This is a genomic window from Echinicola pacifica DSM 19836 (genome assembly GCF_000373245.1).
GTDB classification, from domain to species: domain Bacteria; phylum Bacteroidota; class Bacteroidia; order Cytophagales; family Cyclobacteriaceae; genus Echinicola; species Echinicola pacifica.
This window is the reverse complement of the sequence record NZ_KB890758.1, coordinates 47,726-64,047: the sequence shown is the minus strand read 5'-3', so window position 1 is coordinate 64,047 and position 16,322 is coordinate 47,726. Positions and strand designations below refer to the sequence as shown.

The window sequence follows — 16,322 nt, the reverse complement described above, 5'->3', positions numbered from 1 at the left end:
ACCCATTTTTATTAAGATCTAATGTCTGATTCCACTAATTCAAAAATTTCTTCGCAGACTTCCTATAAGGATAATAATGATATAAGTTTACTCTCTTTAATCAAAACCTTATGGAGAGATAGACGATTTATTTTTAAGAGCATAGGGATTTTTTTTATTTTAGGAATATTTGTAGCGATAGTCAGCCCTAAGGAATATACCGCCCGTGGAACCTACCTTCCTACAACAGTTGACGGAATGAATGGTGTTGGTAATTTGTCAGGTTTAGCGTCTCTTGCAGGAATTAATCTAGCAAGTGGGGTAGGGAATTCCGAAATCCCTCCTTCTCTTTATCCCAAAATAGTTGAAAGTATTCCTTTTAAAATGGCCTTGCTTGAAGCTCCATTGTATTTTGAGGAGGTTGGAAAAATGGTTACTTATAAAGAATATTATGAGAATTACTATTCTCCAAGCATTTTGGTAAATATTAAGAAATATACTTTGGGCTTGCCAAGTGTAATAATTAAGCTGTTTAAAAAAGAGGCTGTGGAAGAGGCAAAATCCCCAAGTCAATCGCCTATTTTAGCCATTTCAGCTTTAGACTTAGGTCATTTTAGACGTCTATCAAATCAAGTATTAATATCCTATAACAATAAGGATGGTATTGTAGAAGTTTCAGCAGCCATGCCAGATGCAATTGCTGCAGCTCAATTGACAAAATTTGCTGAGCAGATTCTCCAAAAGGAGGTAATAGCCTTTAAAATTAAGAATGCGAAAGAGCAACTCTCATTTACCGAGGAAAGGTATAATGAAAAGAGAGAGGAATTTGAGAAAATTCAGAGTGAACTAGGTAGATTTCGTGACCGGAACCAGAATATATCAAGTGCCTATGCTCTCAATGAACAAAATAAACTTGAAGCAAATTATAATTTAGCTTTTTCAGTCTACTCAGAATTGGCTAAGCAAATGGAGCAAGCAAAGCTTCAGGTTAGTAAGGACACACCCGTTTTTTCTGTAATTAATCCTATTACTATCCCCTTGGAAAAATCAGCGCCAAAAAGGCCTGTAATCATAGCGATTTTTCTAGTTCTAGGGATTATAGTTTCAATACTATGGGTTCTATTAAGTGATTATATTTCGAAAATTAAGCATATATGGTTGGCAAGTTAATAGATGTGATTTTTTCGTCATATCTTATTCTACCTTCATTTAATTATTAGATAATACATAAATATATGAATACATCCATGTTTTTACCTATCGAGCAATCAAAAATTGCAGTTATAGGACTCGGCTATGTTGGTTTACCCTTAGCTGTTGAATTAGCTAAATTTTATCCAACAATTGGGTATGATATTTCTCCTAATAGAATTAAGGGCTTAGAAAGTGGACATGATTTTACCCTTGAAGTTGAGGGGGAAAGATTACAAGCGGCCCTAGTTAAATCAATTGTTGATATGGAAAAAAGTGGGAAAGGTTTTTTACCCACAAATGCTATTTCAGCAATTTCCTCTTGCAATGTTTTTATAGTTACGGTTCCTACCCCAATAAATGAGCACAAAACTCCAGATTTGAGACCTTTGATTTCTGCAAGTTCTATGCTGGGTAAAGTGCTTAAAAAGGGAGATGTCGTCATTTATGAATCGACTACTTACCCTGGTTGCACGGAAGAGGATTGTGTTCCCATATTAGAGAAAGAGTCTGGACTTAAGTTTAATGAAGACTTTTATTGCGGATATTCTCCAGAGCGTATAAACCCTGGAGATAAGATAAATACCTTAACCAAAATTAGAAAGGTAACCTCGGGTTCTACTCCTGAGGTGGCTGATTTTGTCAACGATCTTTATTCCTCGATTATAGAAGCAGGTACTTTTAAGGCGTCTTCTATTCGGGTGGCAGAAGCTTCTAAGGCCATTGAAAATGCCCAAAGAGATGTGAATATTTCTTTTGTTAACGAGCTAGCTTTAATTTTTGACCGTCTAGGGATAGATACCCATGAGGTATTGGAAGCCGCGGGTACCAAATGGAATTTCCTTAAATATAAGCCAGGATTAGTTGGAGGCCACTGTATTGGTGTTGACCCTTATTATTTGGCTCATAAAGCGGAACAAGTGGGATATCATCCTGCGGTAATTCTTTCTGGCAGAAGGGTGAATGATAATATGGGGATGTTTGTCGCCAATAAGGTGATAAAACTGATGATTCAGAAAGGTAAAACTATCAAAGGGAGCAAGGCTTTAATCTTAGGCTTTACTTTTAAAGAAAATTGTCCGGATATACGTAATACACGGGTAATTGATATTTATAAAGAGCTAAATCAGTTTGGCCTTGATGTAGATGTATACGATCCTTGGGCTTCAGGAGAAGAAGTGTTGGAAGAGTATGGTATGGCTTTGACAACTAAAGATAATTTGAATAAATATGATGCTATAATTTTAGCGGTAGGTCATAAGGAGTTTACCGATATGGATTTAGCGACTATCAAGTCAAATGAAAATACAGTGCTTTATGATACCAAAGCATTTTTTGCGAAGGAATTAGTCGATGGTAGATTATAATTAATATGAGAAAAATACAAATGGTTGATCTTCAGACTCAGTACGAGAAGATCAAAGAGGAAGTGAATGCTGGCATTCAAGAGGTAATTGATAATGCTGCCTTCATCAATGGCCCTCAGGTGAAAACCTTTGCTAAAGAACTGGCTTCTTATAATAAATCAAAGTATGCCATTACTTGTGGCAATGGAACAGACGCTCTTCAAATTTCAATGATGGCTTTTGATTTCCAGCCTGGTGATGAGGTAATTGTTCCGGCGTTTACTTATGTAGCAACGGTGGAGGTGATTGCACTTTTAAAATTAAAACCTGTTTTTATTGATGTTACGGCGGATACCTTTCAGATGGATGTAAATCAGTTGAGAGGAAAGATCACTCCTAAAACAGTTGCAATAGTGCCGGTTCACCTTTTTGGACAATGCTCTAATATGGATCGAATCATGGAGATTGCAAATGAGTATGGCCTGAAGGTAATAGAGGATACAGCGCAGGCTATTGGAGCGCGATATACTTTCGAAAATCAATCAGTGGCAATGGCTGGTGCTATCGGAGACATAGGAATTACTTCTTTTTTCCCATCAAAGAACCTAGGTTGTTTTGGAGATGGGGGAGCGATGTTTACTAATGATGATGTCTTGGGACAGAGGCTTCAAATGATAGCAAATCATGGCCAAAAGCAAAAATACTACCATGACAGCATTGGGGTAAATTCGAGGCTGGATACCGTTCAAGCAGCGGTTTTGCTAGTGAAGTTAAATTATTTGGATGATTATTCCTCAGCAAGGAGTAAGGTTGCAGAAAATTACGATAGAGCATTTGAGGGACATGCTAATATAATAGCGCCTAGCCGAGTTAAAAATTCGACCCATGTTTTTCATCAGTACACTTTAAAAATTGAAGATGCTGATCGGGATGAATTGAAAACGTATTTGGCAGATAATGGCGTGCCTTCAATGGTTTATTATCCGGTTCCCGTTCATCTTCAGAATGCGTACACCGGATACGGATATAAAGAGGGGGATTTCCCAATCGCTGAATCTTTATGCAAGAAGGTACTATCCCTTCCGATTCATACTGAGATGAAAAGTGAAGATCAAGATTATATTATTGAAACTATAAAAAGATTTTTCTGATGGATAATGAGTTTTTTGTACATGAGTCCGCATTTATTGATGAGGGCTGCATAATAGGGAATGGTACCAAAATTTGGCATTTTTCCCATATTATGTCTAATTGTGAGTTGGGACAAAATTGCAATATTGGTCAAAATGTAGTGATTAGTCCTCAGGTAGTGTTAGGGAAAAATGTCAAGGTTCAAAATAATGTTTCGATATACACAGGGGTTACCTGTGGTGATGATGTTTTTCTTGGGCCCTCGATGGTTTTTACAAATGTGATCAACCCACGATCTGCTGTTAATAGAAAAAATGAGTATGCAAAAACCCATGTAGGTAGAGGCGCAACAATTGGGGCAAATGCAACCATTGTATGTGGACATGATATTGGAGAATTTGCTTTTATTGGTGCTGGGGCAGTGGTCACTAAAGACGTTCCTCCATATGCTTTGGTCGTAGGGAATCCCTCAAAGCAAATTGGATGGATGAGTGAGTTTGGCCAAAAATTAAACTTTGATGATTCAGGGATAGCCTTGTGTGTTGAAAGTGGCGAGGAATATAAAATTGATAATAATAAAGTTATAAAATTATAAAATAAATCCTAATGAAGAACTTTGCATTAATTGGAGCCGCTGGTTATATAGCTCCTAGGCATATGAAGGCCATTAAAGACACCAATAATCAGTTATTGGCGGCTTATGATAAATTCGACAGTGTTGGGGTAATTGATAGTCATTTTCCAAATGCTGATTTTTTCACCGAATTTGAAAGATTTGATCGCCATGTGGAGAAGCTTAAGCGAGGGGAGGAAAAGATAGATTATGTAAGTATCTGTTCACCGAATTACCTCCATGATTCACATATTCGATTTGGTTTAAGAGTGGGTGCAAACGTAATATGCGAGAAACCATTGGTTCTAAATCCTTGGAATATCGATGCTTTAAAGGAGGTAGAAAAGGAACATGGTACCAAAGTGTATAATATTCTTCAGTTACGTCTCCATCCATCCATTATTGCACTAAAGGAGAAGATTCAAAATGGGCCAAAGGATAAAATATATGATATAGATCTGGCTTATATTACCTCTAGGGGACATTGGTATTATACTTCATGGAAAGGGGATGTTTCCAAATCCGGTGGTATTGCGACTAATATTGGAGTCCATTTTTATGATATGTTAACCTGGATATTTGGGGATGTGAAGAAAAGCGTGGTAAATGTTCATACCCATGACAGAGCAGCGGGATATTTTGAATTGGAGAAGGCTAGAGTTCGATGGTTTTTAAGTATCAATTCGGATACCTTGCCTCAGGCAGTTAAAGAAAGAGGAGGGAGAACTTATCGCTCATTAACGATGGAAGGGGAAGAAATTGAGTTCAGTGATGGTTTCACAGAATTGCATACCCATAGTTATCAGCATATATTGGATGGTCAGGGATTTGGTCTAGAGGAAGCTAGAAACTCTATTCAGATTGTACATGATATACGACATATGGATGCGGTAGGGCTTACAGGTGATTATCATCCTTTGGCTAAAGGAGAGATTGTCAAGCATCCTTTTAGCGTTTAAAATTAAAGTTAGTTGATATGGGTAGGTCTTAAGACTTACCCATCTTTATATATGTTAAGTAAATTTCATTTCAAGAATGAATTTGTCAAGAATGTAGTCACATTAATGACAGGGACTGGTATTGCACAAGCAATACCTATTGCCTTAAGTCCAATATTATCCAGAATTTATTCACCAGACCAGTTTGGCTTATTTGCTCTATATACAGGGATATCAGCTATTTTATTAGTATTGGCCACTGGTAGATATGAATTAGCAATAATGTTGCCTGCCAAAAATGAAGAAGCTTCTGACATAGTGAAATTATCCATTTGCATTTCTTTATTAATTAGCGCAATTACTTTCTTTGTTGTACTATTTTTTGGAGTTCAAATTTCTGAGCTGTTAGGAAATTCAGAAATAAAAGAGTGGTTATATTTTCTGCCACTATCTATTTTTATTACCGGTACCTATCAGGCCTTAAACTATTGGTATAATAGGAATAAAGAATTCAAAAGATTGGCATTAAATAGGGTTGTCCAAAGCTCTAGTTCTGGAGGTAGCCAACTATTATTTGGGCTGAGTAATATGGGAGGAATGGGGTTATTGTATGGCTCCCTCATAGGTCAAATAATTACGGTATATATCTTATTTAAGAAATTATTTAATACAAAGGGGGACTATTTTTCTAAGGTGAAATTAAAGTCATTAAAAAGGGTTGCTATCCGTTATTCAAAATTTCCAAAGTTTGATATTCCTACAAATCTTCTAAGTGTAGGGTCAACTCATGCGCCTAATATTTTGTTTTCATCGTTCTTTTTAGCGACCTATTCTGGTCACTATTATTTGACGCAGAGAGTTTTGCAAGCACCAATTACTTTGATTTCAACATCAGTGTTGGATGTTTTTAAAGAGGAAGCCTCTAGATCTTATCGTAAAACAGGACATGCTAGGGATGTGTATTTAAAAACACTAAAGTGGCTGTTCTTTGCGTCCATTATACCTTCTGTTGTGATGTTTTTCTATATAGAAGATGTATTTATTTTAGTATTTGGTAAAGATTGGGCCATAGCCGGGGCCTATGCTAAAATTTTGCTGCCCGCTTTGGCTATAAAATTTATAGCCAACCCGTTGAGCTTTATGATTTATGTCGCAGAAAAGCAATCATGGAATCTCATAATTATGATTTTTCTTGCCTTAGGCATGGTTTTAAGTTTTTCGTTTGCGGAAAGCCATATAGAGGTTGTGGAAAATATTTCCATTGTATATATAGTGTATTATATGATACATCTTCTTTTTGGTGCTTTTTTGGCAGGATGTTTTAGGAAAGATATTTGACAAGAATTGTCAATTTCCAAATAATAGTAGGAATGTTTTTTATAATTATGATAATTAACCAGAATATTTAAGGAGTATGAATATCCTAATACTTTCATTTTCCAATATTAGTAGAGATCCTAGGGTCCTTAGGCAAATTGATTTTGTGAGATCAAATGGTACTAATAATTTATATTTAAGTGGCCTGGACTATTTGGGGAAAGAACCTTTTATACCTCTTTTAAATAGGCAGAGAACGTTATTAGAAAAAATTGGCTTACTATTTACAAATATATTCAGATTTAATAAGCTTAAGGAAAAACGGTTTCTTAAACTAGTCAATGTATCCAAATTACAAAAACTTTGCAGTGATAATAAGATAGATTATATACTAGCAAATGATTTGGAAACATGGCCCGTTGCCTTTCAGTTAAAGAAAGTTTGTTCAAATGCTAAAATAATATTAGATGCTCATGAGTATTATCCACGACATTTTGAAGATAATTTGATTTGGAGAATTATGCATGCATCCTATTATAATTTTGTATGTGATCAATATATTCCAATGACTGATGAGATTATTACTGTGGCAGATGGATTAGCAAGGGAGTATAAAGCTCGTTTTCATAAAAATTGCCATGTAGTTTTTAATAGTCCCGATTTTGAAGACAGTATTAAACCTGTGGCATTAGAGGAAAATAAAATAAAATTAATTCACCATGGTATTGCAAATCGAAGTAGAAAACTTGAGAAAATGATCCGTTTGATGGATCACTTAGATTCAAGGTTTGAGTTATATTTGATGCTAGTACCCACAGACCTTAAGTATCTAAAACATCTTAAAGAGCTGTCACAGGGTAAGAAAATTTATTTTTTAGACCCTGTTCCAACTACAGATATTTCTACTTATATAAATAGGTTTGATTTAGGATTATTCTTATTAGAGCCAATCAATTTCAATTACGAAAACGCTTTGCCTAATAAGTTTTTTGAATTTATTCAAGGAAGGCTTGGTATAGCAATTGGTCCTTCTAAAGAGATGAAAACAATTGTTGAACAAAATAATATGGGGGTAGTTTCAGAGGATTTTGAAGAAATTTCGCTAGCGCGAAGTTTAAACTCATTAACCACGAACGAAGTAATGCAATTTAAAATAAATTCAGATCATTCTGCTCAAAGATATTCCAGTTTACAAAATCAGGAAGTTTTTAAGACATTGTTTCAATAATTCTCCTAATGAAAAAAGTATTAATTCTTTCTTATTATTTCACACCATGTACCTTAACTCCTTCTCAACGAATAACCTATTGGGGTAAAAATTTATCGCGGTTAGGATATTTCCCTACCATTATTACACGTGAATGGAATGAGGATGTTAAATCTCATTTTGATACCAAAAGACCTTTGGGAAAGCAAGTACGGTATGAAAAACATGAAGAATTTGAGGTATATTACCTTCCATTTCACCCTGGTATTTTAGATAAATCGTATTTAAAATGGGGTGAATCTTCATTGAGGATTTTATTCTATCTAATTAAATTTTTAGACGTTATCTTAGTAAATTTTACTCTTAAATTCACTTCCTTTAAAGGATTTCTTCCATTTATATCGAAGCTGGTAAAGGCTAATAAATTTCAGTTTTTACTGATCTCAGGTGAGCCATTTTATTTATTTAAGATTGGGTATATTATTAAAAAGAAGATGGGGTTAAGGTGGATAGCAGATTATCGTGATGATTGGACGACTAATGAACTTCAAAGGATTAAATCTAATGGAATAATTAGAGAAATACTTTTTAGAATTGAAAGCATGTACGAAAAAAAATGGGTTTCCACTTCAGATGCGATAATTTCTGTTTCTGACCTATATACTGATAGATTGTCAAATTTTCTGGGAATTAAAGGTGTTACCATTGAAAATGGTTTTGAAGAAAGCCTGCTTGAAATTCCATATCAATCCAAGTTTGATGTTTTTACTGTAGTATATAGCGGTACTTTATATCCATCTCAAGACGTTTCTATTATTTTGGGGGCATTAAAAAAGTCTATTAAAATTGGCCGCCCTTTCAATTTGGTTTTTTTAGGTGCAGGTTTCGATATTAAGGTAACGAATCGAATTAATGAAAAAGTTGATTCTGAACTTGAACGTTTTGTAAAAATCACTGATAGAATTCCTAGAAGTGAGGCATTAATCTACCTTCAAAAGGCCCACGTTGTATTAGGAGTTGCCTATCAAGACCTTAAAGGAATTCCTTCAAGCAAATTATATGAATATATTGGCTTAAAAAAGCCAGTTCTTTTATGCCCCAGTGATCAAGATATTATGGAGCAGATTTTGAATGAAGTAGGTTTAGGATTTTTTGCAAATGATATAGATTCTTGCCTAATTGAAATAGATAAAATCAGAAGCCTATATTCCTCAGGGGAAATTTCTCAATTAGAAATAGACTGTCTTCCTAAAATCAGAAAATATTCAAGATTCAATCAAATGTCTAGAATAGGGGATCTTTTAGATAAATAAAGCTTAACATTAGAGACTTTGTCAAATATTAGCCTCACATATAAGTTTAAGGACTACTTATCAGAGTGTGTTATAACTGTCTTATTGTTCTTCTTATTAATCAATGGTGTTGGATTTCCTATTGATAAACTGTTTATGGTGACCCTTCTGGGGTATCTATTTTTTTTTACATTTTTCCAGATTCAGTTTAGTTTAATTAGTTTAGCTATTATATATTTTTGGCTATTTGCTGCATTTGCAAGTAGCATGTATAATGTTACGCTTAAACCCATGATCTTTTATCCGGTTTTTGGATTGATTTTTATATTTAGTATTAATCGCATAGACTGGATCCGAACTTTTGCAAAAACGTTATTAGTTTATATTTATCTATGTTTCTTATTGGGTGTTTTGGCATACCTAATAGAGCCCAATATTGGAGTCACTTCTCTTGCCGATAAAGGATTACCTTTTATTTTGCCTTTTAAAGGTCTCAATTCTACTGTTCAGTCATTTGGTAGCTTATGCGTCTTATGGTTGATTTTGAATTTTGAGTTAGCAGACAACAAATATGGATGGAATTTTGTAATCGTTATTTTAACTATTTTTCTAACATTTAATCGCTCGTCGTACTTATTTTCTTTTATAATACTAGCTATCTATAATCGGAAATTCCTGTGGGCTGTATCTGTTTTTATGGTATTAGGTTTCATTGCTTTTTTTGAGCAAATATCTGATTTTTTACTAAATATGGGCACACTACAATCGAGATCTGAGTTGCTTCAAGGGTTCTACTTATCCTATTGGAATGATAATAGCCTTTTAGGATATTTATTTGGCAATGGTAATAATTTTTATTCTCCTGAAATTGTAGCCATGGTGAAATGGGATCACCGACCAGATATTGAGAATGGTTATGCAATGCTACTTCATACTTATGGTTTTATAGGATTATTTGGTTATTTTACTTGTTCCATTTTGTTTCTTATAAATTCCTTCTTTTATAAAAAAGCATATAAATTAACTATTGCTTTATTTTACTATTTATTTATTACTCAGTTTTTTACTCAAGAGTTTGTTACTAATATTTATTATCTCTTTATAGCTTCAATATTTTCACTAATTTATTTTAAAAATGAGAATAGTAGTTGTCAATGCAACAACTGATTTATATGGTGCGAACAGGATTCTATCGCTTGCTCTCAGGGCTTTTCCTAAGCAAGCTAAAATCGATTTGTTGCTTCCTGAAATCAAGGGTCCATTAATAAAACATATTGAGGATGAAAACCCTAATGTATCGATAATAGAATGTGATTCGTTACCGATTATTCAACGGAAGATGTTTTCTCCGGTAGGGTTTATACAAGCAGTAAAGTTATTACTGAAGTTCAAAAAATTTCTTCGTTCTGAAAATAGTAAGCAAGGCATTGATCTAATTTACATAAATACTTTAAGTAATTTTTTAGTCTTGCCTATTGCCCATATTCTTAACATCAATACTATAGTTCATGTCCATGAAATACTAGAGTCTCCTAAATTTATAAGTAGAGTCATAAATAAATACTCCCTTCAATGGAGTACTTCAGTTTTAGCAGTTTCTAATGCAGTTAAGAAAAATTTATTGGTAAGTGGTCCTGCTTATGATAATAAAGTGGAAGTAATACACAATGGAATACCTGATTTATTCCAACCCCTGGAAAGAAAAAATGATACCTGTATAATTACATTAATAGCTCGAATTAAGCCTGAGAAAGGAATTTGGTATTTCTTAGAGGCTATCAATCTTTTAGAGAATCAGGATAATATAATAATCCGAATAATCGGAGGGGCTGCACCTTTTGGTGAGAAATATATTGATAAATTAAAGGAAGATATAGCCAAAAGTAAAGTAAAGATTGAGTTTATTGATTTTACGCCTAATGTATCACGCTATTTGAATGAAACTGATATTTTGGTAGTTCCCTCCATTATGAAAGACCCTTTTCCTACAACTGTTCTTGAGGGTATGAGTTGTGGTAAGTTAGTAATAGCTACTAATACAGGTGGAGCAGTGGAAGCAATTATAGATGGAGAAACCGGTTATCTCATTCCAAAGGATGAGCCTCAGATATTTTCTACCCTTTTAGATAAACTTATTATTGATTCAGAATTAAGGGATAAACTTGGAATAAATGCTAGACAAAGGTATTTAAACAATTTTTCAATTAATTCTTATGTTGATAATTTGCAGGTCTATATTTCGAATAGACTTAGTTTATGAATTTTTTATTTGGCATTATGTTTTTAATTTAAATTTTGAATTAGTTATGAATAAAATTGGTTTTTTATTTCTTCTTGTTTTTATAAATAGTTTTGTTCAAGCCCAGCAGGGTTTAGAAGCAGAGTTTGTTGATATCAATGATTTTGATAAAAAGTTCGCTCCCAATTTTACTATTAAGGGTTGGAAAGGGGAAATGTTACCGTTGATAGTTAAGGTTAAATCTAATTCCATGGAGAATGTGGAATTTAACATTACTTCTGAGTCTAAGAATACTACGATAAAGCCGTATTATATGGCATATGTATTGGCTGATCATTCAGCTGGATATTGTGGATCCCAAAAAACCAAGGGGGAATTTGAAATTTCAAAGATCCCTGATAGAGCACAGCTAATCGAAGCGAATAAATTTAAACCTGATAGTACGATTAGTTTTGTTTTTTTGGATGTAAGTATTGGAAAAACCGAGAATTCAGGAATAGTGCCTATTCAAGTGGAGCTTAAGCAAAAAGGCAATGTTTCTAATATAAATGTTAATATTGAGGTTTTAAACAAATCCTTGCCACCTATTTCATCATCAGATTATAAGATTGATTTTTGGCAGTTTCCAATGTCTGTTGCTGATTATTATAAAATAAAGCCATGGTCTACGGAGCATTTTAATTATTTAGAGAAAATGTTTGAGCAGTTGGCTGGGATCAATCAAAAGGTTATTACCGCTACCGTCTTTTGGGATCCCTATAATTCCAAAATCAGACATCAATCACAAATGATGATTCAGGTTTCAAAAAGCAAAGATGGAAACTATAGTTATGATTATAGTAATTTCGAAAGGTATGTTGAAATTGCTATGTCCAAGGGTATCACCGATCAAATAGCCCTGCATAATTTATATCCTTGGAATAATTTTTATTTTTACTATGATGAAGCGAGTGGAAAAATTGTTACTAAAAAGGCAATGCCCAATTCAGCAGAACATCATGAATTTTGGACACCTTTTTTAAAGGACTTTGAACGCTATTTGGTAGGTAAGGGATGGTTTGATAAGCTTATGTTCTATGTAGATGAACGAAATCCTGATATTACTATTGAATTAGCTAAGTTTATAAAAGGTATAAATTCAGATTATAAAGTAGGCTACGCAGGGGCATTTCATGAGAAATTATCTCCGTATGTTTATGATTATTCAGTTCCTTCCAATATTACCATTAACTCTAAAACCCTTAAGCAAAGGCAAAAGAAAGGATTTCAAACAACCCTATATACTGCTTGTTTTGATAAGGGAGCCAATATGCTTATGACTTCTGGTACTATAGATACCAGCTATCTGATGATGTTAGCAAAAGCAAAGGGGTATAATGGTATGTTAAGGTGGGCATTTAATTTATGGGGTTCTAAAATTATGAATAACGCAATATATTCAGATGTACCCTCAGGGGATGCTCATTTTGTCTATCCATATAATCAACCTTCATTAAGATATTTTTTAATCAAAGATGGGTTAGAGGAAATATTAAAGATTGAACAATTGGAGCAAAAGCGGTCACAGGTAACTGGTTTTGATAAAGTTCTTGATCCATCTCTTCTTCAATCTGAGAGTTTGAGAATCCAAAATATTGAAAAGATTAAAAGGAAATTAAATGAATAATAAAAAGCTTGCCGTAATTGGTACAGTTGGAGTTCCCTCAAGTTATGGTGGCTTTGAGACCCTTGTAGAGAATTTATTAGACCATTTTCCTGAAGATTTGGAGGTTACTGTGTTTTGCCAAAGTTCAGCCTATTCTAATAAAATAGCCACCTATAAAGATGCAAACCTGAATTACATAAATATTGGAGCAAATGGGGTTTCAAGTATTTTATATGATGTAATTTCTATTCTCAAGTCCTTTAGGAAATTTGATGTACTCCTTATACTTGGTGTGTCTGGATCAATTGTTCTTCCACTTATTAAACCCTTCTTTAAGGGAAAGATAATTATTAATATCGATGGACTGGAATGGAAGAGGGATAAATGGAATTTTTTTGCCAAGAAATTTTTAAAGTTTTCAGAGAGCCTTGCCACTCAGTTTTCAGATGTAATAGTGGCCGATAATCGTCATATTCAGAAATATGTTTTGCATGAATATAATAAGCAATCAGTCTTAATTGGGTATGGGGGTAATCATGTACATACGGTTACAGAATTTAGTGTAGGGTTACAATATGGACTTGAAAAGGAAAAATATTTTTTTACCGTTTGTCGAATTGAGCCTGAGAATAATCTTGACCTGATGGTTTTGGCCTATAATGAATCAAAAGTTGATTATCCCTATTTGATAATTGGTAATTTTAACTCCAGTAAATATGGAATTGAGTTTAGAGAAAAATTCAAGGATGTAAAAGGCCTAATTTTGCAAGACCCTATTTATGATCAAAATATCCTTGACCAATTTAGATCTAATTGTTTCTTTTATTTACATGGACATAGTGCAGGAGGAACAAACCCTTCCTTGGTAGAGGCTATGTATTTAGAATTACCAGTAATAGCATATGGGGTTTCATATAATCGTGCGAGTACCTTTGATTCTGCAGTTTATTTCGATTCGCAAGCTGAATTAGTAAAGATCTTTAAAAATATATATGCGATTGAGAGAATAAAACTTAAGGCTAAAATGAGATTATTGGCGGAGGAAAATTATACTTGGGAATTGATTTGTGCCAAATATAATAAATTATTCATATGAAAGGTATAATATTAGCAGGTGGGTCAGGGACTCGTTTATATCCTATTACTAAAGGGACATCAAAACAGCTACTGGCTATTTATGATAAACCTATGGTTTATTATCCACTTTCAGTTTTAATGCTTGCAGGGATTAAGGAAATTTTGGTAATCTCTACCCCAGAGGACTTGCCTAATTTTCAAAAATTATTAGGAGACGGTCATGAATTAGGCATATCACTGTCTTATGCAGAACAGCCAAGCCCCGATGGTTTAGCCCAGGCCTTTTTAATTGGAGAATCTTTTATTGGCAAAGATGATGTGTGTTTAGTGCTAGGAGATAATATCTTTTATGGTCATGGCTTTACTGGTTTATTAAAACAATCTGTTTATAATGTTCAGGAAGAAAAAAAAGCTACAGTTTTTGGATATTATGTGCAAGACCCGGAACGATATGGTGTGGCTGAATTTGATGAGGAAGGAAATGTTCTTAGTTTAGAGGAAAAACCAGAGTTTCCTCAATCCAATTATGCTGTAGTTGGGCTATATTTTTATCCAAATTCAGTCATCGAGGTTGCCAAACAAACCAAACCCTCGCATAGGGGAGAACTTGAAATCACATCGGTTAACCAAACTTTTTTAGAGCAGGGAGATTTAAAAGTTGAATTAATGGGAAGAGGCTATGCCTGGTTAGATACTGGTACTCATGAGTCAATGTTAGAAGCTTCAAACTTCATTCATACAATCGAAAAAAGACAAGGTCTAAAAGTAGCTTGCCTTGAAGAAATTGCCTATGAAATGGGTTATATCAATAGCGACCAATTAATGGCATTAGCTGAGCCTTTAAAAAAGAATGAGTACGGCCAGTACCTCATAAGGAAAGCTAATAAAAGAAAGACCAAATAGGATGGAGTTTTTTAGAACGAGTATCCCAGACGGAATTATTAGGGTCCCGGATATTAATGGAGATTCACGGGGATATTTTTCAGAGACATTCCGATAAGATTTATGGGAAAAATTTTTAGGGTTTCCATTGAATTTCTGCCAAGATAATGAATCAAAATTAAGTAAAGGTGCCCTGAGAGGCTTTCATTACCAAAGGAATCCTTGTGCTCAAACTAAATTAGTGATAGCATTGCATGGGGAGAGATTAGATGTTACAGTAGATATTAGAAATGGGTTACCTACTTTTGGAAAACATATTTCGATGCTACTTTCCAGTGAAAATAAAAAACAACTTTTTATTCCTAGAGGTTTTCAAATGGATTTATTGTTCAAAGCGATCAAGCGGTATTGCCTCTTAAGTTGATGATTTAAATAGCACAGAATATGATCGAGGTATCGTATAGAATGATCCCTCTCAAAACATTAATTGGAAAATGAACGTAGATGAATTAATTCTTTCTCCTAAAGACCTTAAACAACCACTCTTAAGTGATGCGGAGTTATTTGACTATAATATAAATTTGTATGCTTAATATTTTAGTAATTGGTTCCAATGGGCAACTCGGAGCAGAAATTCGATCGCTATCCCACGGTTATCCTTTTCAATTTCTTTTTACAACTCGAAAAGAGCTTGATATTTCGAGTTTAGAAAACATTAATCAATATCTTAATGCTAAAAAAGTTGATGTTATTATCAATTGTGCCGCTTATACTGCTGTTGATAGGGCAGAAACCGAAGAAGAACAAGCTAACTTGGTAAACCATCTAGCTGTCCAGTCCATTGCTAAAGCTGCTCAATCGTTTGACATTAAATTAATTCATGTTTCTACTGATTACGTTTTTGAAGGAATTGCATATCAGCCATATTTAGAGGACGCTTTAACCAATCCTAAAAATATCTATGGAAAATCCAAAGCAGCAGGAGAGAGAGCCATGTGTAATATTAATCCTGATAACTCTTTAATCATACGAACTAGCTGGGTTTATTCTTCTTTCGGTAGTAATTTTGTCAAAACTATGTTGAAATTAGGCAGGAAGAATGATCAGCTCAAGGTCATTGATGATCAGATAGGTAGTCCAACTTATGCTAGAGACTTAGCAAAAGCTATTTTAGATATTTTACCAAATCTTAATCATACTGGGGTAGAAATATATCATTATACCAACGAAGGTGTATGTACTTGGTATGATTTTGCAAAATCTATAATGGAGTTTGGGGATATTGATTGTAATGTGTTACCTCAATTAACTGAAAATTATCCTACTCCAGCCAAAAGACCTCACTTTTCCGTAATGAGTAAATATAAAATAAAGGAAAAATTCAATATTGAAATTCCCTATTGGCGGGATGCATTAAAAGAATGCATTCTGTTATTGAAAAATGAAGACTCCGCTTGATCTCTAT

General features: G+C 34.0%; 15 protein-coding genes. All 15 read left to right on the top strand.

The features are described 5' to 3' along the window. Positions 1-21 precede the first annotated feature (21 nt). The gene (locus B050_RS0119975; RefSeq protein ID WP_018475733.1) at positions 22-1,149 is read left to right on the top strand and encodes a GNVR domain-containing protein; all 1,128 of its coding nucleotides are present in this window, start codon (positions 22-24) and stop codon (positions 1,147-1,149) included. Positions 1,150-1,226: 77 nt separating this feature from the next. Further along, positions 1,227-2,537, top strand: coding sequence for a nucleotide sugar dehydrogenase (locus tag B050_RS0119970; protein ID WP_018475732.1), 1,311 nt, complete (start codon positions 1,227-1,229; stop codon positions 2,535-2,537). Positions 2,538-2,542: 5 nt separating this feature from the next. Then, complete coding sequence (locus tag B050_RS0119965; protein WP_018475731.1) at positions 2,543-3,667, top strand: DegT/DnrJ/EryC1/StrS family aminotransferase; 1,125 nt, start codon at positions 2,543-2,545, stop codon at positions 3,665-3,667. Beyond that, on the top strand, positions 3,667-4,242 hold the full coding sequence (locus tag B050_RS0119960) for an acyltransferase (protein WP_018475730.1): 576 nt from the start codon (positions 3,667-3,669) through the stop codon (positions 4,240-4,242). Before B050_RS0119965 ends, B050_RS0119960 begins: the two co-directional genes overlap by 1 nt. 11 nt (positions 4,243-4,253) lie before the next feature. Then, entirely contained in the window at positions 4,254-5,219 is a 966-nt protein-coding gene (locus tag B050_RS0119955; RefSeq protein WP_026236043.1) for a Gfo/Idh/MocA family protein, read from the top strand. Between the two features lie 51 nt (positions 5,220-5,270). Next, positions 5,271-6,536 (top strand): lipopolysaccharide biosynthesis protein, encoded by a 1,266-nt coding sequence (locus tag B050_RS22720; protein ID WP_044203120.1) that lies wholly within the window; start codon positions 5,271-5,273, stop codon positions 6,534-6,536. Between the two features lie 76 nt (positions 6,537-6,612). Next, a complete protein-coding gene (locus B050_RS0119945; protein WP_018475727.1) occupies positions 6,613-7,743 on the top strand; it encodes a glycosyltransferase family protein in 1,131 nt (376 codons plus the stop codon). A gap of 8 nt (positions 7,744-7,751) precedes the next feature. Beyond that, positions 7,752-9,035 (top strand): glycosyltransferase family protein, encoded by a 1,284-nt coding sequence (locus B050_RS0119940; RefSeq protein ID WP_018475726.1) that lies wholly within the window; start codon positions 7,752-7,754, stop codon positions 9,033-9,035. A gap of 18 nt (positions 9,036-9,053) precedes the next feature. After that, positions 9,054-10,181, top strand: a complete 1,128-nt coding sequence (locus B050_RS0119935) for a hypothetical protein (RefSeq protein ID WP_157492915.1) — start codon at positions 9,054-9,056, stop codon at positions 10,179-10,181. Beyond that, positions 10,150-11,274 (top strand): glycosyltransferase family 4 protein, encoded by a 1,125-nt coding sequence (locus tag B050_RS0119930; RefSeq protein ID WP_018475724.1) that lies wholly within the window; start codon positions 10,150-10,152, stop codon positions 11,272-11,274. The genes B050_RS0119935 and B050_RS0119930 overlap by 32 nt, the downstream gene beginning before the upstream one ends. A 46-nt stretch (positions 11,275-11,320) precedes the next feature. Continuing rightward, positions 11,321-12,919 carry a glycoside hydrolase domain-containing protein gene (locus B050_RS0119925; RefSeq protein WP_018475723.1) on the top strand — a complete coding sequence of 533 codons (1,599 nt, stop codon included), beginning with the start codon at positions 11,321-11,323 and terminating at the stop codon, positions 12,917-12,919. After that, the gene (locus B050_RS0119920) at positions 12,912-13,994 is read left to right on the top strand and encodes a DUF1972 domain-containing protein (protein WP_018475722.1); all 1,083 of its coding nucleotides are present in this window, start codon (positions 12,912-12,914) and stop codon (positions 13,992-13,994) included. The genes B050_RS0119925 and B050_RS0119920 overlap by 8 nt, the downstream gene beginning before the upstream one ends. After that, positions 13,991-14,878 carry a glucose-1-phosphate thymidylyltransferase RfbA gene (gene rfbA / locus B050_RS0119915; RefSeq protein ID WP_026236042.1) on the top strand — a complete coding sequence of 296 codons (888 nt, stop codon included), beginning with the start codon at positions 13,991-13,993 and terminating at the stop codon, positions 14,876-14,878. The genes B050_RS0119920 and rfbA overlap by 4 nt, the downstream gene beginning before the upstream one ends. 127 nt (positions 14,879-15,005) lie before the next feature. Next, on the top strand, positions 15,006-15,281 hold the full coding sequence (locus tag B050_RS23825) for a dTDP-4-dehydrorhamnose 3,5-epimerase (protein WP_205745010.1): 276 nt from the start codon (positions 15,006-15,008) through the stop codon (positions 15,279-15,281). A gap of 161 nt (positions 15,282-15,442) precedes the next feature. Next, the gene (rfbD, locus tag B050_RS0119905; protein ID WP_018475720.1) at positions 15,443-16,315 is read left to right on the top strand and encodes a dTDP-4-dehydrorhamnose reductase; all 873 of its coding nucleotides are present in this window, start codon (positions 15,443-15,445) and stop codon (positions 16,313-16,315) included. Positions 16,316-16,322 lie beyond the last annotated feature (7 nt).